Below are 16,908 nucleotides of genomic sequence, written 5' to 3' on the forward strand. Positions count from 1 at the left end.
AGAAGTCAATGAAACTAATCAAACCGTTATTTAACCTTACCTTACTATTATGGAGTGGTTGGGTATTTGCTGACCCTATTATTGAGCTCTATAAGTCCCCCACCTGCGGCTGCTGCACCGAGTGGGCCCAAATCATGGAGCAAAAGGGTTATGAGGTGAAGGTTCATCACCAGTCAGATTGGAGCGAGCTGAAACAGGCTCACGGCATGCCGCCACAATTACAGTCTTGCCATAGCGCCATCATTGATGGCTATTTAATCGAAGGCCATGTACCAGAGGCCGACATAGCACGCCTGTTAAAAGAGCGTCCAGCAAATATTAAAGGATTGGCGGCGCCTGGCATGCCAATGCATTCACCCGGTATGGCCAAACCAGGTGAAGCCTATAAAGATTTTGATGTGATCGCTTTTTCTGAAGACGGTCTAAGCATTTATAAAAAATACTAAACCTTTGGGGAGAGTAAGATCTCCCCCTTTCACCCAAACCAAGGAGTCGGTTTTGCGTCTAACTTATTTATGCTCGCTGATGATTATCAGCCTTATGACCATTAATGTCAGCTTTGCTCATACTCAATTACAGTCTTCACAGCCCAGCGCTGGGGCAAGCCTGTCACAAGCGCCCAGCTCACTGCAGTTGACCTTTACTAACCCCATTCAATTGATTGCCGTGAGCTTATATAGCGCTCAGCAAGAAATTGAGATTGATTTCTCACCCCAAACGAACGCGCAACAGGCGTTGCAAATCCCCCTGCCAAACTTAGCGCCTAGCCAGTATCAGGTTAAATGGCGTGGCTTAGGCGAAGATGGCCACCTGATGAAAGGCGATTTCGGCTTTGAGCTGAAATAACCCTGGACGCCGTTATGACCCATTGGGAAATCGCGATACTTATATGCAGAGTCGCTATCTATGCCAGCATCGCGGGCGCGATTGGTGGCGGCATTAGCTGCTTAATCGCTCGACCTGATTTTAGCCTTTATCCTAAGTTACGCCGTTACTGTTACCTCAGTTGTACGATGGGATTAATTGCAAGTGGCGCCATGCTCCTTTTGCGCAACGGCGAAATGTTAGATGTTGGCTGGCGGGGCTTATTCAATACTGACATGTTAGCTATCACCTGGCAAAGTGCGCTGGGTAATGCGCTGCGCCCGCGTTGGCTTGGCTTTGCACTCATATTACTGTGCTTAATCCTCATAAAGCGGCTGCCCAAAGCACTCTGTGGTTGCATCATCATCTTTGCGAGTTTGATGCTGTGTGGTGCATTTACTCAAGCTGGACACGCCATTGGTCAACCTTTTTGGCACAGCATCGCCTTAGTCGTCCATAGCCTAACGGCTGGGCTATGGCTTGGGTCCTTTTACCCCCTATGGCTGGTATGTCGTCATTTGCCTTACCACCAAAGCCATAAAATATTAACGACTTATGGACAATGGGCCAGACTGCCCATGCTGCTTCTGTTAAGCTGTGGGCTGCTGATGAGTTATCAACTAACTCATTGGCAAGGGCTAAGTGATAACTTATATGGCAATACCTTGATAGCCAAAATCACACTCGTTGGCCTGATGCTCGCTATCGCTGCGTGGCATAAATTTTATGCCACCAGCCAAATCTTACAACATCAACATTGCCGTATTTGGCTGCGCAGTTTTTATCTCGAAGTGGCCTTAGCCGTTACCATTTTAGCTATCACAAGCGCCCTCACCAGCATAATGGGGCCATCCCACTAACCAACAAGGATTTTCATAGTCAACGCTAGCTGCTAGAAACCAAGCAGCCACCAACATTCGCCACACATCATCTATACTGAGACTAGATCTCAGCTTGGCTAAATGAATCTGCGGGAGGCGATGATGAGATGGCTGTTACTATTGTTAGTGCTACTGAGTGGTTCAGCTTGGGCTTGCGAGTTAATAATGGGCTATCGCACCACCCAGCGTCCTCCTTTTATCGCTGGTGCGCCAGACAATACAGGTTTATATAAAGAACTTTATGAGACGGCAGCCGCTAAAATGGGCTGCCAGTTAACCATTATTCGCAGCAGTAAAAGCCGAATATTGGCAAAACTTGAATCGGGCGATATCGACTTCTACCCCGGCCTGACACCCACATCAGAACGAGCCCAATACGTGCACTTTTTCCCTAATGGCTTAGTCGATGGCTATATGGGCATATCCCATCTCGACTTAGCTGATATCACCCATCATGCCCAGTTATCCGGTAAAACTTTACTTATCGCTAAAGGCGGTCCCAAGCTCGTTAGTGACGACCTCGACGTTATCATCAAACAGCCACCTGAACTGTCCGTTGCCATGGCGGCTGAAATGATTGACCAACAAAAGGCCGATTTTTACATGTATAACTTCACCTCGCTTATCGAGTTTATGAAGCACAATAAGCACCTTAACATTAAATTACATCGGCAATGTTGCGGTGAGTTCCAGCCGATGCAACTTGGCTTTTCACTGAAATCTGAGCTGATAAAAACCACGCCAAATAATCAGTTAAGAGTCCGTTACCCCTATAACAATCAACAGCTAGAGGGAGAATCAAAAGCGCTGCAATTAAAAAAAGCATTAGCAGAAATGAAGCAGGATGGCACCACGGCAGGCATTTTTTATAAGCACTTTAATTACCCCATGCCACGGTTAACGCCCAATAACCAGCAAGTTGACTAGGCTGCCATGTAACATTATGTAACACTCGTTCTCTTTCTTTGCCAAGTTTAAAAGGATAAACTACTAACTTAAGACTTAATTACCCTATTCCCTTCTGGAGGTGCCATGCCTGTGCTTTTTGTTAGTGATCTAGACGGAACCCTATTACAAGAGGATCACTCTTTAGCGGCAGAAACGATAACCGCTATTCGTAATTTACATGATGCAGGACGCACCTTTGCTATCGCTACCGGACGCCACCATACCGATGTTGCCGATTTAGCTAAAAAAATTGACCGGCCCATCGGTATGATCAGTTGTAACGGTGGCATGGCTATCGCCCCCAATGGCGATATCATCGCCAGTGCTTATATCCCAGATGCGATAACGCAAGATCTCGTGCATCATCCGATGCCAGAAGGTGTCTTTTTAAATATGTACACCGACTATAATTGGTACGCAACCGAGACCAATCCTAAGTTGGAAGCGTACAGTGAAAAGGCCGGCTTTAAGTGTGAACTGGTTACTCCCCAGTTTATCCAAGATAAGCGTGCGGTTAAATTTTTCTTGTGGGGCGACAGAACGGGTCTGCTAGCGCTGCAAGCTGAGCTAACAACTAAGTATAAAGGCCAGCTGGATTGCTTGTTCTCCTTACCTCATTGTTTAGAGTTAATGCCTAAAGGCATATCAAAGGCGACTGCCGTTGATGCACTTTGTCGGCATTTAAACCTTGATGCGACCCATGTGATGGCCTTTGGCGACGGTGAGAATGACATTGAGATGCTAAAATACGCAGCACACCCTAAAGTGATGCTAAATGCGGCAGAATCCGTTAAAGCAGCCGTGCCTCATGCCGAGATCATCGGCCATGCTCACCAGCTTGGCGTAGCTAACTATCTCTCTAGCGCTATATTGGCACACTTAGAGCAAGCATCATAAAGTCACCTTGGCATATTGGCTGATCAACCACATAAAAATGCATCTTATTTACTCAGTTTGCCGCCTGTTAGGTATAATGACGCGCCAAACAAAAGAGGGTAGCAAGCATGAAGTGGTTACTAAAAATATGCCTCAGTTTGATCTTAACGTTACTGATAGGTAGCGTTCTCATCACTCTGCCCTTAAAATTCGTGAACCCTATTTTTTGGAGCTGGCAACTGCAGCGAGAGTTTAATCCTCCCGCCACTTACCCAGAGCAAGCCAGTTATGCTTGGGTAGAAATAACTGAAATATCTAAGCACTTACAGCTCGCCGTGATTGCGGCAGAAGACCAACAGTTTAATAACCATCGGGGGATAGATGTCGCGGCGACCGAGCAGGCATTTCATGACATGCTGGCAGGAAAATCCATGCGAGGAGCCAGCACCTTAAGTCAGCAAACCGTGAAAAATCTGTACCTCTGGCCGGGCAAAAGTATGATTCGAAAGGGAATCGAAGCTTGGCTTGCCCTCTTAATTGAATGGCAATGGGATAAGCCGAGGATCCTTGAGATATACCTTAATATTGTCGAATTTGGTCCGGGTATTTATGGCGCGCAGGCCGCAAGCCAACACTTTTTTGGCGTGTCCGCCGCACAGTTAACGCCTGCACAAAGTGCGCGCTTGGCCGCGGTGTTGCCCAATCCCTATCGATTTAATGCAGCTCGGCCCTCCGCTTACCAAATAAAGCGCGAGGGCTGGATACGAAAACAAATGAGCCAGTTAGGATACGCTTATCTCACCACATTAGAAGATAAATAGTCAGGGGCCTCCCCTGAGCTATCAAGCCTAGAAGTGGCCTTCAAAGGCCAACCCCATCATGGCAATACCCACCAAGCCAAACGTTAAAAACAGGCTTAAATAGCCCATGATTAATCCCGCTAATGCCATGCCATCTCCGGCCAGCTTACCTTGACTTTGACGAATATTACTGCGGGCAATGTGGCCACAGATCACGGCAATTAATGAACCAAAAAAGAACAAACCAAGGATACCAAAGATAAGACTGACGATGGCTAGGGAAGAAGTATCTGGTGACCTTACTGCATTCGCGGCCACATTTTTCCCTGCTTGATTGATGGTTTCACTAAGCTGTCCTTCAGGCGGTGTTGAGCTCGCAACTTGCGTTCCCATTAATATCACGTGTCGCACTTCACCTTGCTCCAGCACGATATCCACTTTATCCAACGCCCTTGGTGGCTTAGCGCCTTGCCACAGGGACAAAGGGAACTCATAGCGCTGATCGTCTTCACCTTTTAGCAGGCCGATTTGCTCTGCTTCGTTTATATCCAAAATGGTGGCAGGGACAGTTTGCGACGCTGTCGCTGAGTCGGTTAGCGGGGGTGAACTCGGCTGCGCTTGTTCGGCGCCCTCTTCAGGCAACACAGATTCAACGGACGCGATTTCATCAACTTCAGGCGGCGAGGTTGGCGTCTCTTGTGGCGCAGTGGTTTCTGCTTCGTCAATATGACTAAAGGTTAGCTTCTTAGCAGCAACAAACTTGACTACCCCTTGTTCAACAAAAAACTCGACCTTGTCCATCACTCGAAGGGGCGAGCGCTCCTGCCACAACACCAAAGGAAAGGGATAACGCTCACCCTCTTCACAGCGTATGACGCCCTCTTGGGTGACAGAGTTAACATCTATAACGGTACCAAACATGAAATCACTACTTCTTCTAAAAACAATCAATTTAATATATTAAAGCGAGAATGGGAGTGCGAGAACAATCGTTCACTTCAACCAAAAAATTACTGCTAGCTCACTTTTCATCTATGACTCAAGCAATGAGCTCATTGACCCACGCAGCATTAGCCATAATAATGTCCGCTTTTAGGAACTCTCTTGAGCAATAAAATACTCTTTCAAGGGCAAGACGATTGGGGTCCCTTACTGGTGATCGAGGAAGACGGCATACGCAAGCTGTCTTTTGGCCCAGGGGATGAACAAAGTCGTCAAAACAGCCAATCTCCCACCATGCCAGAGCATGAATACATTCAGGCAATGCTACTTTCTTTGCTATTTATCGAGCCCAAACGGGCCTTAGTATTGGGACTCGGTGGCGGGTGCCTAGTCAATGCATTGCATCACAGCGTAGCCGGCATAAACATTACCGCCGTTGAGCTAAGAAGCACCGTCATTGATCTTGCCTTGCGCTTTTTTCGCCTGCCTCATGGAAAAAAAATCACCTTAGTGAATGATGATGCCAATCACTACCTAACCCAACCTAATAAGAAGGTAGATCTGCTCTATGCCGATATTTATCAAGCAACGGGCGTCGACGAAACCCAACTGAGCGATGCATTTCTGCAAGCTTGTTGCGCACAGTTAAAACAACAAGGCTACCTTATTCTAAATTGTTGGCACGAACACAGTGAAAGCCAATTATTTGCACACAACCTGCGCCGACATTTTTGTCATTTATACGGCTGTCATGTCAGTTCGGGTAACTGGATAGTCTTTGCCAGCAACCAGACACAAGCACTGGAGTTAGCACACCTTAAGTCTCAAGCCTTGCACTTAAAAAAATCAAAAAACATTGATTTAACTCGCTTTTTAAGTCAGTTTAAAAAAATATATTAAAAAAATTCAATAAACAAACAAAAAACGTTGAACCTTTGGTATTTGCCATGGTCATACTTAGTACAATTGCTCCAAAGACTCAGCACCTTTTCAGCAATCATTAGCTAGCAAGATTAGCTCTCTCGAAGTAATTTAACGTTTTACAAACGGTACCTAAGTCCCCTTACTGGTACCCTTCAGGCCTCAAAATGAGGCCTTTTTATTATCTTTTTTGCGTCGTATCACGCACCAAGTACGACAACCCAATATATAATAAACAGATATGCTAAATTCAGCAGATAACTCAACACAATAAAGAAGTCGAAATGCAGTTATTCAGTTTACGTGTCTGGTTTGTTCTTTCCTGCTTGCTTATCTCTCAGGCCTCACTGGCTGCGCCAGAGATTACCATTCGTTACAAACACATAGGTTTTTATGGTCAAAGCACCGAAGCCGTACTAGAGCAGCTGAGTAAGCAAAACGCCCACTTTGCACAAACTCGCACCTTTCATAACAGCAACGAGTGGCAAAAAGATTGGGTTTTTATTACCGAGCAATCTAACAAAGGCTGTCGCATTTCCCATGTAAATACTTGGCTAAAAGCAGATTACAATTTACCTCGGTGGTTGGATCAAGCCAGTGCCCCCGATACAGTACAAGCCCCCTGGCACGATTTTTACCAAGGGGTGCAAGATCACCTAAATGGCCACAAAACCATTGCAATAGAAACCCTTGCTGATATTGAAAAAGCCGTTTTGAAATTGCCTGCCCAGTCAAGCTGCGATATCGTCAAAGCGCAAGCACAAGCCTTGGCACAGCAAATGTTAGACACGCAGCTGCCCGCTAAAGAAGCTCAGTATGACAATGATACGCAATTTGGTTTAACCCAAGGCGCTTACTGGCCTTGATCTGAATAATATCCCAGTTAGTTTAACTTCAGGGCTAATTGGCCTGATTAGTTACGCTTAAAATTATCTAAGATGATGGCCCCAGCCATTGCCACATTAAGTGACTCGGCTTGACCAAAATTCGGGATCGTTATTTTATGATTGATGGAGTCGGCAACGGCCCCACGGATACCATGAGACTCACTGCCTAACACTATGATGCCAGATTGGGCTAGTTTAGCTTGGTGTATATTCTCCCCTTCCAAAAAAGCACCATAAATAGGGCAAGTTTGCTGATTAAGAAACGCGGCCAAGTCTAGACGATGTAAACGCACCCGACAAAAAGACCCCATGGTCGCGCTGATCACTTTAGGATTATAAAAATCGGCACTGTCTTGGCTAACAACGATGTCGGTAATGCCATACCAGTCAGCCAAACGGATCAAGGTGCCCAAGTTACCAGGATCGGAAACCCCATCTAATGCAAGCAGTAACTTATTAGCCGTATCGACATCAATATCAGACTGGCTAGGTACCTTGACCAAGGCAAGAGCACTATTATTGGAACTGAATGTGCCGGCTTTAGCAAGGGCGTCAGGGGTGGTGATCACGACATGCTTAGCCCTTAGTTCACCTTGGTGTTGGCTAACAAACGCCTCAGTTGCAAACACTTGGTGCAACTCGTAGTCGGAGCGAAACAGCTCAACCACATTTTTTTCGCCTTGCACTAAAAAAAGCCCGTGTTGCTTACGGTACTTTTTTTGAGCAAGGGAATTGATTAATTTAAGTTGGTTTTTCGTGATCATCACAAGGCTCCTTGGCTATCGGCGAGATTATTCCACTAAACGCTTCATTAAGCAAAAACCTCAACGTTTAGCTCAAACTCAACCCCATTGGCTAGGCGGCCTGATGACAGTGAGTCGCTCAAGGCGAGCCTGCGGAAAACCTCATCGACTTACTCGGCGCTACCGCTTGGCCTTCTATGTCCAATAAAAAAGGCACCGCAACCAGCTCGCCAGCTTGATTGATTTGGACCGCAAAATGAAGATGGGGGCCTGTACTAAACCCTGTATTTCCAGAGAGCGCTAAGGTTTGGCCTTTATTAACCCGCTGCCCGACCCTCACCTTGGATGAAAACGTTTTTAAATGTGCGTAAACCGTCATGCTGCCGTCATCATGGGCCAAACGCACCACGTTTGCTTTAGTTTTGGCAAAGTCCGCCGTGGCCGCTCCGGTATTGTTTTCCACCACTTCAACCACCACACCCGCCCGAGCGGCCAATACCGGCGTTCCCTCGGGTAAAGGAATGTCAATGGCATAACGACTATGGGGTTCACTATGAGTAAAGGCGCCATTAAAGCCCTGCGACACTTGAGTTGTTTGAGTAAGAGAAAACGGAACCTGATAAGCGTAATTAGCGTCGTAATTGGGATTAAACGAGCCAGGTGTAAAGCTATATTGATACTGAAAACGCCATTGGCCAGGGGCTGCTGGCATCACGTCTAATATGGCTTGGCGCGAGTTGGCATCAAGGTGAAATAATTCAGTTAACGGTTTAGACAGCTTCGCATTATCCAGTTGAGTAAACGACAAACTTAGGGTCACCGGCATGGCGTAATTATTCACGGCGATAATTTGGGCCGATTGATTTCCTTCGCTGACCTTATGTAGCACACGAACCGGCGAAATGTCTGGCTCGGCAACTTGCTGATGAGAGACGTCAAATTCCACTTTTGGACGGATATCACTGAATACCCAATTGCCCTCGTCATCTTGATATTTATAAATATCACGCGCAGCGTGCACCCCAGTTGTCATCAATAACAAAGCGAGGATGACGAGAGAAGAATAAGGTTTACAGGTAACAGCACATAATAATGGCATCTTCGCGTCCCTCCTGTGCGGGGTAATATCCCTTTCTACGATCGACTTCAACAAACCCGAGCTGTTGATATAACTGGTAAGCCGCGACATTAGAGACCCGCACTTCTAGCCAAATTTCTTCCAACTGCTTTTGTTTTGCAAGGTCAATTAAATGTTGTAATAGCATACGACCATATCCTGCCCCTTGAACGTCTGGCTCAACCGCAATGTTAAGCAATGTCGCTTCAACACCTGCTTGACTCGCGATGTAGTAACCGACCACCCGCTGTTCAAGCTGCAACACATGATTGAAGTATCGCGTACCGAAATTGCCGCTTAAGGTATTTTCGCTCCATGGCCAAAGGTGGGCACGCTGCTCAATTTGATAAACCCTAGCAAGGTCACTTAAGGCCATGGGGACGATACTCCCACCTATGTTATTCAATTGCGTCATCTATTCCCTTCACCTGACAAATAAGACTTAATTTGGCCCCATAGCGTGCGCTTGGCAGCTTGATCTCGGCTGGTTTGTGCGATACTTGGTGAGAAAATAACCTTGCTATCAGGCAAGGCGGGTATCTCGCCTTGAGTCGACCATAACCACTTCGCCATGGCTCCTCGGTAAGCCGCGAACTCATCCATGGATAACACTTTGGCTTGACTTGGCTCCAGCCCCATAGATTTAAGCACCGCGACCACAAAATCCGAATTAAGGGCCGTTGGCTCAGCAAGAATGACTATCTCATAGCAAGATAAATCAAGGGGCGAAGTCGCCACAGGCTCTGCCATCGGCGCGCCGCCATCAGGCTTAGGCAAAGTCGTCGGCAAGGTCGTCGCTCCCTTCGCTGAGGGCTCAGCCATTGACGAAGCATTCAACTGCCAAGGGGTGATCCCCATTTCATGAAGTAAATACGCGTGATACTGATCCATTACGGCCAAATAAAATCAAAATTGGACATGAATAGTAACGAAATTGGCCGCAAAACACGACTTGAAAAAAGCAAGACGGGAGAGTAAACAAAAAGATATCGTAAAACGAAAAAAGCCCGACCATAAAGGTCAGGCTTTTAGAATTTGGCAGGGGTGGAGAGATTCGAACTCCCAACATTCGGATTTGGAATCCGACGTTCTGCCGTTGGAACTACACCCCTGCTGAACAACGAGGCAGATAATACCAAATGATTTTTAAAGGTAAAGCCTTTTGTTACAAATTATGTTTAACTGCTGAATTAATCACCATCTGGCTGCGAATCAGCGCATGCTTCTCGATTAACCGGCACGACTTGACTGATGTAAGCCCTCATCAGCGCGATCTAATAGTTCCTCTAGCCCAATATCATCCAACCCCAAATATTCAGCAATAGGCTCTTGCACGGTCAACCATTCAGACTGACAACTCTTCATGGCAACGTGACGGGCAATTTTCAAGATAGTCAGTAAATCTAATGCAACACCAGGCAGCTCTTTTGATTGATAAAAACCTGCGGCATCTTGCTGGTAATAGATGATTTCCACTAACGCTTTAGGGAGTAACCATTGCTGGGATAGTAATGCGCCTAGGGTAGTATGCGCCGTACCAAAGGTTTTATGCTCTTGTTCGGTCAATTCAGGCCAACCGAGATCATCCACTTGTTGATAAAGATCCGGATACTGCTCGAAGCCTAGCATCATCACCGGCACGCCTGACATATGAAAGAGCCCAAGCATATAGGCATTATCGATGAGTTCTTCTTTACCTAATAACTTAGCAACCCCCGAGCAGGCTTGAGCTATGGTCGTCGCTTGCTGCCAAAAGTCATCTAATAACGGATGGTTGGACATACTGGATTTTAACGCCACGGCTTTGACTAACGGAATGATCCGCTTAAGCCCCAACATCATCACCGCCTGTTGAATCGATTCTATTTCCTTGGCTCGACGAAACGCAGCGGAATTAACCACTTGTAAAACAGCAGAAGCGATCCCGACATCGGAACTCACCGCTTTAGCAATCACAGCCACATTCGGCTCAGGCTTACGGGCTTCCTCCGACACCGTTAATAACACTTCAGGTCGTGGCGGTATGCTGATCGTTTTAAGCAGGGCTCTTTCCTGCTCGGTAATATTGATTGCCATGCTTGCATCCTTATATTTTTTATAATCTGTCCTAAATGCCAAAGCTATTGCTAAAACTATAGATTAAAGTCAAGGCTTCGTGATATTTTGAGCGCCATTAATGACATCTATTCACAGGGTGATATCCGCCTGTCACCCTGTACATAGGCAACGCTTGCAAATTGAAAGGAACCCTGGGCAGATATGACCACATTAACAAAACCCGCTAATCCAAACTTCTCTTCTGGCCCTTGTAGTAAACGTCCAGGCTATGACTTAAGCGCACTCAATACCGAAACACTCGGTCGTTCTCATCGCGCAGCCATAGGCAAAAACGCATTGCAAAAGGCCATCGAAGACACAGCCAAACTGCTCGATTTACCAAAAGGCTATCGCGTTGGTATTGTGCCAGGCTCTGATACTGGTGCGATGGAAATGATCATGTGGTCTATGTTAGGTGCACGAGGCGTAGATATTGCGGCTTGGGAATCATTTGGCCAAGAGTGGTACACCGACATTAGCCAACAGTTAAAATTAACTAACGTTAACACGCATTTTGCCAAATATGGCCAACTACCTGACTTGAGCGCAATCAATCAAGATAATGATGTCGTTTTTACCTGGAATGGCACGACATCTGGCGTCAAAGTACCCAACGGCGATTGGATCAAATCCGATCGTCAAGGCCTGACGATTTGTGATGCGACATCAGCGGTATTTGCTATGGAAATGCCGTGGGAAAAACTAGATGTCGTTACCTTTAGCTGGCAAAAAGTACTTGGCGGAGAAGGGGCACATGGTGTCATTATTCTAAGCCCGAGAGCGGTTGCACGTTTAGAAAGTTATCAGCCAAGCTGGCCATTGCCAAAGATCTTCCGATTAACCGCAAAAGGCAAGTTAATTGAAGGTATTTTTAGTGGTGCAACAATTAACACGCCTTCTATGTTGTGTGTTGCTGATTATCAAGATGCGCTAGATTGGGTAGAATCAATAGGTGGTTTACCGGCTGCCATTGCCAAATCAACGGCAAATTTAGCGGTGCTAGAAGCCTTTGTCGCCAAACATGATTGGATTGACTTTCTTGCACAAACGCCAGAAACTCGCTCCAATACCAGTGTTTGTTTAACCTTGCAAGCCACCCCAGAGCAAGTAAAACAAATGATGAAATTGCTTGAAGCAGAGCAAGTGGCGTACGATATCGGCTCTTACCGTGACGCTCCCGATGGTCTGCGTATTTGGTGTGGAAGCACAGTAGAACAAGCCGATTTAGAGGCCTTGATGCCTTGGCTTGAATGGGCTTGGCAACAAGTTCAATAAAGACCTGAGCAAGCTAACCTTAAGGCCTAGGTTAGCTTGCCAGCTTACTTATTCTTCTTCGTTACCCGCCATATTTTTAACTTTGTTGGTTTCATCACTGTAAGCGGCGAAAAATTCAGCCATCACTTCAGGCGTCAATTCCCCTTTCTCTTCCAGCGCTTTTAGTTTTTCGACGATAGCACGCTGCTCTTCAATACTGGGTAACGGCGTCTCGTTGGCCGCTTCATCTTCCATTGCTTTTAGTTGTTGTTCAAAATCACTCATTATTGGCTCCACTTCTTGCCACTAGTCAAACAATTACATTTCCTAGCTCGATTCAGTCCAAGATAGTAACGCCTTCCGTGATCAGATACCACTCACGAGGTAACAGAGCGCAAAAAAAAAACGCGGCCCACGGGCCGCGTCAACACTTAGAACAAACTCACTTAGTTCACTTTAAACTTGCTAATTTGCTGCTCTAGATTATCAGCGAGATCCATAATCACATTGGTTGATGCTCTATTTTCTCTGGCTAATTCCGCCGCTTTATGGGAGCTATCTGCAATGGAGTTAATTCGGTGAGAAATATCATCCCCCACTTTAGTTTGCTCATCAGCAGCGCTGGCGATTTGATGATTCATCTCGGTAATGGTGCCAAGAGAGTCTGCAATTTGCTGTAATGCTTGCGCCGCTTCTTGGGCCCCCGAAACCGTATCAATACTCGATGTTTTACTATTTTCCATCGAGTTGACGGCTTTTTGCGAGCCCGTTTGTAAGCGCTCTATCATTTGTTGGATTTCAGCCGTGCTATCTTGGGTACGCTTAGCCAAGTTACGAACCTCATCTGCGACCACAGCAAAGCCTCGTCCTTGTTCGCCAGCACGTGCCGCTTCAATAGCTGCGTTCAACGCAAGCAAGTTGGTTTGCTCGGCGATGCCACGAATCACATCCAACACAGATACGATGTTATCGACATCTCGCCCTAGCTCACCAATCACTTGTGCAGCTTCGTCAATTTGAGAGGCGAGCCCTTCAATCGAGCTAACTGAGTTAAGGACAATGCCTTGCGCTCTTTGGCCTTCGGCATCGGCTTCTTGAGTGGACGCCGCTGCATTATTGGCACTTTCTGCAACGGTGCGTGCCGAAGACGACATTTCGGTCATGGATGTGGCCACCATGTCGGTCTCGCTGCGCTGGGCATCGGACACTTGATCAACTTGACTTGAGCGGCTGTCAGCATTGGTTGCTTCATTTCTCAACTCTTGCGTTGCCGCTGATACACTATTCATGATTTCACGAAGTGACGCTTGCATTGATACCACTGAGCCATAAATACTCGATGGGCTGTACGTATCTGCCGACTTCACTTTAGTAGACAGGTCTCCTCCCGCTACCGCTCGCACTAGCGTGAGCACCTCTTCAGGCTCGCCGCCCAGATCCGTCATGATCTTGCGAATGGTGGTGATAATAATAAACCCTAACACCGCGGCAATAATTAAGCATAAAATTAACTGCACTCTGGCCGAAGCCCAAAAGCGCGCATCCACCTCGGTAGAGCGTATGCCTGTTCCCACGGCCCACTTCCAACGTTTAGACACCTGAGCAACAGAAAGTAGTTCTGCCACATCGCCATCGGCGTTACGTGATGTCCATTCATATTCAACTATCCCATTCGGCTGCCCTCTTACTGCGTCTAACAATATTTGACCAACGCTGCCACCTTGGGCATCTTTAAAATCATGAAAGCTGGTGCCGTGTAATTGAGGATCATGGGGGGCGGCGATAAAGTCCATGTTTTCATCAGCAACATAAACGTACTCAGAATCATTATACTTGTTCTCACGCAAAATCTGAGTGGCTAACTCTTTGCCCTGCTCATCTGTCATTTTTCCCGCAGCAACATAGCCTTCTATCTGGTTGACAGTGGAATAAGTACTTTTTAACAACTGATAAATTCGGGATTTATTATCGGCATCACTGGCTTGCCTCAAAGTGTAAAGGCCCATTAGCATTACACCAAGCAAAGCAACCAGCGTTAACACTGCCATGCCCCATACTTTAGTCTTTAACGTCATTTTGCATCCTCATCATTTGCAGCAGTCTAATTTGAACAGTCGCACAGAGCTAAACCAGCCCAGCCTTCGCATAGGGGTACTAATTTAGACCTTAGCTACATTATTCTTGCTGACTCATGGGTCAGCTTTATTAATAATCTAGGTTTGAATCGGCTGTCATGCCAATATCTTTAACTTTAATACGAAAAGATGTTAAAAAATGAAGGTTGCATCACGACAAATAAATCACAGATAAATCATTGCTTTTGCTGTGATATTAAATGACCCGATAGCCCACACCAACAATGCGACCTGTTTTTATCCCTTTCTCGTTCACGGTCTTGTCAAAAAGGCAAAATAAAATCAGTAAAAAATCATATTTTTTATTTGATCGAATAGTGGAAAATAGCTAAGTTATAGCTAATAGTTAATTTTTTGTAGTCCCAATGTAAACCTAAAATAAGGAAAATCAATGAAAAAACTACTTTTCACAGCTGCCGCTGCTGCCGTTCTTGCAGGTTGTTCAACAAGCAAAAGTGTTGAACCTATTCAACAAACTGTAGATCAGGTTGAAGCCGCGTCAAGTGGTCAATGTATCATCGCTGTTCACAATGCCGCACTGGCATTAGAGCAAGCCAACAAAATGCTTGCCATTTCAAAAGATGGTGAGCTATATGAAGTTGAATACAATGCCGCTAAAGCAGCTGCTGATCGCGCAGCTAAGTACCAAGCTGACGCTGACATGTACTGTTCTGAAGAAGTTAAGCGTATTATTGCTGAAATGCCAAAAGATGCGCCATTTGTACAAGTTGAAAGCCTACCTGGTGTCGTTTTTGCTGAAGGTTCAGCTCAATTGACTCTAGAAGCCAAAGCTATCCTTGAAGCCGTAGCGTCACGCCTAGTTCGTGAGCAAGGTGACCTAGAAGTGGCAGGCCATACTTCAAGCACAGGCAGCGCAGAATACAACATGATGCTATCGCAAAAACGTGCGGAATCAGTCAGAAACTTCTTGATCAGCCAAGGTGTAGAAGCATCTCGCCTAACGGCTAGAGGTTACGGTGAAGAGCAACCTGTTGCGACAAACGAGACAAAAGAAGGCCAACAAGCAAACAAGCGTGTTGAAATTCGTTACAGTCGCTAATGATAACCACCGACTAACGTCGGTGAGTTAGGATTGAATCTACACGAGTTAGGCGACTGTAGCCTATCAGTGACAAATGCCGAGCTAATTGCTCGGCATTTTTGTTTTGATCCATTGAAGGCTGGGCCTATTGACGAATGTGGCCATCTCCTAACACAACCCACTTCTGAGAGGTTAATCCTTCTAGCCCAACTGGGCCACGGGCGTGGATCTTATCGGTTGAAATACCGATCTCTGCACCAAGGCCGTATTCAAAACCGTCGGCAAATCGGGTAGAGGCATTGATCATAACCGAGCTAGAATCAACCTCGGTAATAAAGCGGCGTCCTTTAGAGTAATCTTGCGTCACAATCGATTCAGAATGAGCAGAGCTATATTGGGCGATATGATCCATGGCTTGGTCCATATCTTTAACCACTCTAATGGATAAAATCGGTGCCAGGTATTCCGTTGCCCAGTCTTGTTCCGTTGCAGGAGTGGCTGAGATGATTTGACAAGTTCGCTCACATCCTCGTAGCTCAACCCCTTTTTCTGCGTAACCCTGCGCCAATCGCGGTAGGATATCTGTTGCGACATCCTGATGAACTAATAAGGTTTCCATTGCATTACACACACCATAACGGTGGGTTTTGGCATTAATTGCAATGTCATACGCTTTATCAAGATCAGCCTGGTCATCAATATAAACGTGACAGATACCATCAAGGTGCTTGATCACCGTCACTTTTGCATCACGCGAAATACGCTCAATTAAACTTTTACCACCACGTGGAACAATCACATCCACGTATTGATCCATGGTGATCAATTCACCTACCGCTGCGCGATCTGTGGTTTCAACAACCTGAACGGCCGTTTCCGGTAAGCCTGCTTGTTGCAGACCGGCTTTAATACACTTAGCAACGGCACGGTTGGAGTGGATAGCCTCACTTCCCCCACGTAAAATCGTTGCATTGCCCGATTTAAGGCACAAGCTTGCAGCGTCAATCGTCACATTAGGACGCGATTCATAAATGATACCAATAACACCAAGGGGCACACGCATTTTGCCTACCTGGATCCCCGAAGGCATGTAATTTAAATCGGTAATCGCACCACAAGGATCTGGCAACGCAGCGACTTGACGTAGGCCTTCAATCATTTTATCAACCCCTTGCGAGGTCAGCGCTAAACGGTCAATCATGGCATCATCTAAGCCTTTTTCACGTCCAGCTTGTAAATCCTTTGCATTTTCAGCAATTAAATATTCTCGGGTATCATTCAATGCATCGGCAATCGCCAACAATGCACTATTCTTTGTACCCGATGTCGCTGCAGCTACTTGTCTTGATGCCGCGCGAGCATCCTGACCCAGTTTTTGCATATATGCTTGCACACTCATGG

At 46.2% G+C, this 16,908-nt stretch carries 19 protein-coding genes and 1 tRNA gene; 10 read left to right on the forward strand and 10 right to left on the reverse strand.

What is annotated here, in order from left to right; translation table 11 throughout:
- Positions 1 to 8 precede the first annotated feature (8 nt).
- The 6 genes from K6Y21_RS07475 (at position 9) to mtgA (ending at position 4,390) form a co-directional block, all read left to right on the forward strand.
- The gene (locus K6Y21_RS07475; RefSeq protein WP_233071166.1) at positions 9 to 446 is read left to right on the forward strand and encodes a DUF411 domain-containing protein; all 438 of its coding nucleotides are present in this window, start codon (positions 9 to 11) and stop codon (positions 444 to 446) included.
- Between the two features lie 52 nt (positions 447 to 498).
- On the forward strand, positions 499 to 846 hold the full coding sequence (locus K6Y21_RS07480; RefSeq protein ID WP_233071167.1) for a copper resistance CopC family protein: 348 nt from the start codon (positions 499 to 501) through the stop codon (positions 844 to 846).
- 14 nt (positions 847 to 860) lie between these two features.
- Positions 861 to 1,724 carry a copper resistance D family protein gene (locus K6Y21_RS07485; RefSeq protein ID WP_233071168.1) on the forward strand — a complete coding sequence of 288 codons (864 nt, stop codon included), beginning with the start codon at positions 861 to 863 and terminating at the stop codon, positions 1,722 to 1,724.
- Between the two features lie 123 nt (positions 1,725 to 1,847).
- Positions 1,848 to 2,672, forward strand: coding sequence for a substrate-binding periplasmic protein (locus tag K6Y21_RS07490; protein ID WP_233071169.1), 825 nt, complete (start codon positions 1,848 to 1,850; stop codon positions 2,670 to 2,672).
- A 105-nt stretch (positions 2,673 to 2,777) separates the two neighbouring features.
- On the forward strand, positions 2,778 to 3,590 hold the full coding sequence (locus K6Y21_RS07495; RefSeq protein ID WP_233071170.1) for an HAD family hydrolase: 813 nt from the start codon (positions 2,778 to 2,780) through the stop codon (positions 3,588 to 3,590).
- 107 nt (positions 3,591 to 3,697) lie between these two features.
- On the forward strand, positions 3,698 to 4,390 hold the full coding sequence (mtgA, locus tag K6Y21_RS07500; protein WP_233071171.1) for a monofunctional biosynthetic peptidoglycan transglycosylase: 693 nt from the start codon (positions 3,698 to 3,700) through the stop codon (positions 4,388 to 4,390).
- A gap of 27 nt (positions 4,391 to 4,417) precedes the next feature.
- Here the strand turns inward: mtgA and K6Y21_RS07505 are convergent, their stop codons facing one another.
- On the reverse strand, positions 4,418 to 5,290 hold the full coding sequence (locus K6Y21_RS07505) for a DUF4190 domain-containing protein (RefSeq protein ID WP_233071172.1): 873 nt from the start codon (positions 5,288 to 5,290) through the stop codon (positions 4,418 to 4,420).
- A 183-nt stretch (positions 5,291 to 5,473) separates the two neighbouring features.
- Here K6Y21_RS07505 and K6Y21_RS07510 point away from each other — a divergent pair, with 183 nt between their 5' ends.
- Both K6Y21_RS07510 and K6Y21_RS07515 read left to right on the forward strand, forming a co-directional pair.
- Positions 5,474 to 6,211, forward strand: a complete 738-nt coding sequence (locus K6Y21_RS07510; RefSeq protein ID WP_233071173.1) for a spermidine synthase — start codon at positions 5,474 to 5,476, stop codon at positions 6,209 to 6,211.
- A gap of 305 nt (positions 6,212 to 6,516) precedes the next feature.
- Positions 6,517 to 7,098: a DUF922 domain-containing protein gene (locus tag K6Y21_RS07515; RefSeq protein ID WP_233071174.1), complete on the forward strand. Its 582-nt coding sequence runs from the start codon at positions 6,517 to 6,519 to the stop codon at positions 7,096 to 7,098.
- A 47-nt stretch (positions 7,099 to 7,145) separates the two neighbouring features.
- Here the strand turns inward: K6Y21_RS07515 and K6Y21_RS07520 are convergent, their stop codons facing one another.
- From K6Y21_RS07520 to K6Y21_RS07545, 6 genes are all read right to left on the reverse strand, one after another.
- Entirely contained in the window at positions 7,146 to 7,883 is a 738-nt protein-coding gene (locus K6Y21_RS07520; protein ID WP_233071175.1) for an RNA methyltransferase, read from the reverse strand.
- A 118-nt stretch (positions 7,884 to 8,001) separates the two neighbouring features.
- A complete protein-coding gene (locus K6Y21_RS07525; protein WP_233071176.1) occupies positions 8,002 to 8,961 on the reverse strand; it encodes a M23 family metallopeptidase in 960 nt (319 codons plus the stop codon).
- Positions 8,933 to 9,394: a ribosomal protein S18-alanine N-acetyltransferase gene (gene rimI, locus K6Y21_RS07530; protein ID WP_233071177.1), complete on the reverse strand. Its 462-nt coding sequence runs from the start codon at positions 9,392 to 9,394 to the stop codon at positions 8,933 to 8,935. The genes K6Y21_RS07525 and rimI overlap by 29 nt, the downstream gene beginning before the upstream one ends.
- On the reverse strand, positions 9,391 to 9,870 hold the full coding sequence (locus K6Y21_RS07535) for a DNA polymerase III subunit psi (protein ID WP_233071178.1): 480 nt from the start codon (positions 9,868 to 9,870) through the stop codon (positions 9,391 to 9,393). Before K6Y21_RS07535 ends, rimI begins: the two co-directional genes overlap by 4 nt.
- 145 nt (positions 9,871 to 10,015) lie before the next feature.
- Positions 10,016 to 10,091 (reverse strand) — tRNA-Trp (locus K6Y21_RS07540).
- Between the two features lie 118 nt (positions 10,092 to 10,209).
- On the reverse strand, positions 10,210 to 11,055 hold the full coding sequence (locus K6Y21_RS07545; RefSeq protein ID WP_233071179.1) for an HDOD domain-containing protein: 846 nt from the start codon (positions 11,053 to 11,055) through the stop codon (positions 10,210 to 10,212).
- A gap of 183 nt (positions 11,056 to 11,238) precedes the next feature.
- On the opposite strand from K6Y21_RS07545, the gene K6Y21_RS07550 reads away from it, so the two are divergent.
- Positions 11,239 to 12,351 (forward strand): phosphoserine transaminase, encoded by a 1,113-nt coding sequence (locus K6Y21_RS07550; protein WP_233071180.1) that lies wholly within the window; start codon positions 11,239 to 11,241, stop codon positions 12,349 to 12,351.
- Between the two features lie 48 nt (positions 12,352 to 12,399).
- Here K6Y21_RS07550 and K6Y21_RS07555 read toward each other — a convergent pair whose 3' ends face one another.
- Together K6Y21_RS07555 and K6Y21_RS07560 are read right to left on the reverse strand one after the other, a co-directional pair.
- Entirely contained in the window at positions 12,400 to 12,615 is a 216-nt protein-coding gene (locus K6Y21_RS07555) for a hypothetical protein (RefSeq protein WP_233071181.1), read from the reverse strand.
- 161 nt (positions 12,616 to 12,776) lie between these two features.
- The gene (locus K6Y21_RS07560; RefSeq protein WP_233071182.1) at positions 12,777 to 14,405 is read right to left on the reverse strand and encodes a methyl-accepting chemotaxis protein; all 1,629 of its coding nucleotides are present in this window, start codon (positions 14,403 to 14,405) and stop codon (positions 12,777 to 12,779) included.
- A gap of 451 nt (positions 14,406 to 14,856) precedes the next feature.
- Between K6Y21_RS07560 and K6Y21_RS07565 the strand changes: the two genes are divergently transcribed.
- Complete coding sequence (locus K6Y21_RS07565) at positions 14,857 to 15,525, forward strand: OmpA family protein (RefSeq protein ID WP_233071183.1); 669 nt, start codon at positions 14,857 to 14,859, stop codon at positions 15,523 to 15,525.
- Between the two features lie 127 nt (positions 15,526 to 15,652).
- Here K6Y21_RS07565 and K6Y21_RS07570 read toward each other — a convergent pair whose 3' ends face one another.
- The gene (locus K6Y21_RS07570; protein ID WP_233071184.1) at positions 15,653 to 16,906 is read right to left on the reverse strand and encodes a glutamate-5-semialdehyde dehydrogenase; all 1,254 of its coding nucleotides are present in this window, start codon (positions 16,904 to 16,906) and stop codon (positions 15,653 to 15,655) included.
- Positions 16,907 to 16,908 lie beyond the last annotated feature (2 nt).

The sequence above is a fragment of the Motilimonas eburnea genome, assembly GCF_021295345.1.
Classification (GTDB): Bacteria; Pseudomonadota; Gammaproteobacteria; order Enterobacterales; family CBDFNC01; genus Motilimonas; species Motilimonas eburnea.

Excerpts from the sequence above, each read along its gene's own strand:
- K6Y21_RS07475 (WP_233071166.1), top strand. The coding sequence starts at position 9 with ATGAAACTAATCAAACCGTTATTTAACCTTACCTTACTATTATGGAGT.
- K6Y21_RS07485 (WP_233071168.1), top strand. The coding sequence starts at position 861 with ATGACCCATTGGGAAATCGCGATACTTATATGCAGAGTCGCTATCTAT.
- K6Y21_RS07490 (WP_233071169.1), top strand. The coding sequence starts at position 1,848 with ATGAGATGGCTGTTACTATTGTTAGTGCTACTGAGTGGTTCAGCTTGG.
- K6Y21_RS07495 (WP_233071170.1), top strand. The coding sequence starts at position 2,778 with ATGCCTGTGCTTTTTGTTAGTGATCTAGACGGAACCCTATTACAAGAG.
- mtgA (WP_233071171.1), top strand. The coding sequence starts at position 3,698 with ATGAAGTGGTTACTAAAAATATGCCTCAGTTTGATCTTAACGTTACTG.
- K6Y21_RS07505 (WP_233071172.1), bottom strand. The coding sequence starts at position 5,290 with ATGTTTGGTACCGTTATAGATGTTAACTCTGTCACCCAAGAGGGCGTC.
- K6Y21_RS07515 (WP_233071174.1), top strand. The coding sequence starts at position 6,517 with ATGCAGTTATTCAGTTTACGTGTCTGGTTTGTTCTTTCCTGCTTGCTT.
- K6Y21_RS07520 (WP_233071175.1), bottom strand. The coding sequence starts at position 7,883 with ATGATCACGAAAAACCAACTTAAATTAATCAATTCCCTTGCTCAAAAA.
- K6Y21_RS07525 (WP_233071176.1), bottom strand. The coding sequence starts at position 8,961 with ATGCCATTATTATGTGCTGTTACCTGTAAACCTTATTCTTCTCTCGTC.
- rimI (WP_233071177.1), bottom strand. The coding sequence starts at position 9,394 with ATGACGCAATTGAATAACATAGGTGGGAGTATCGTCCCCATGGCCTTA.
- K6Y21_RS07535 (WP_233071178.1), bottom strand. The coding sequence starts at position 9,870 with ATGGATCAGTATCACGCGTATTTACTTCATGAAATGGGGATCACCCCT.
- K6Y21_RS07545 (WP_233071179.1), bottom strand. The coding sequence starts at position 11,055 with ATGGCAATCAATATTACCGAGCAGGAAAGAGCCCTGCTTAAAACGATC.
- K6Y21_RS07550 (WP_233071180.1), top strand. The coding sequence starts at position 11,239 with ATGACCACATTAACAAAACCCGCTAATCCAAACTTCTCTTCTGGCCCT.
- K6Y21_RS07555 (WP_233071181.1), bottom strand. The coding sequence starts at position 12,615 with ATGAGTGATTTTGAACAACAACTAAAAGCAATGGAAGATGAAGCGGCC.
- K6Y21_RS07560 (WP_233071182.1), bottom strand. The coding sequence starts at position 14,405 with ATGACGTTAAAGACTAAAGTATGGGGCATGGCAGTGTTAACGCTGGTT.
- K6Y21_RS07565 (WP_233071183.1), top strand. The coding sequence starts at position 14,857 with ATGAAAAAACTACTTTTCACAGCTGCCGCTGCTGCCGTTCTTGCAGGT.
- K6Y21_RS07570 (WP_233071184.1), bottom strand. The coding sequence starts at position 16,906 with ATGAGTGTGCAAGCATATATGCAAAAACTGGGTCAGGATGCTCGCGCG.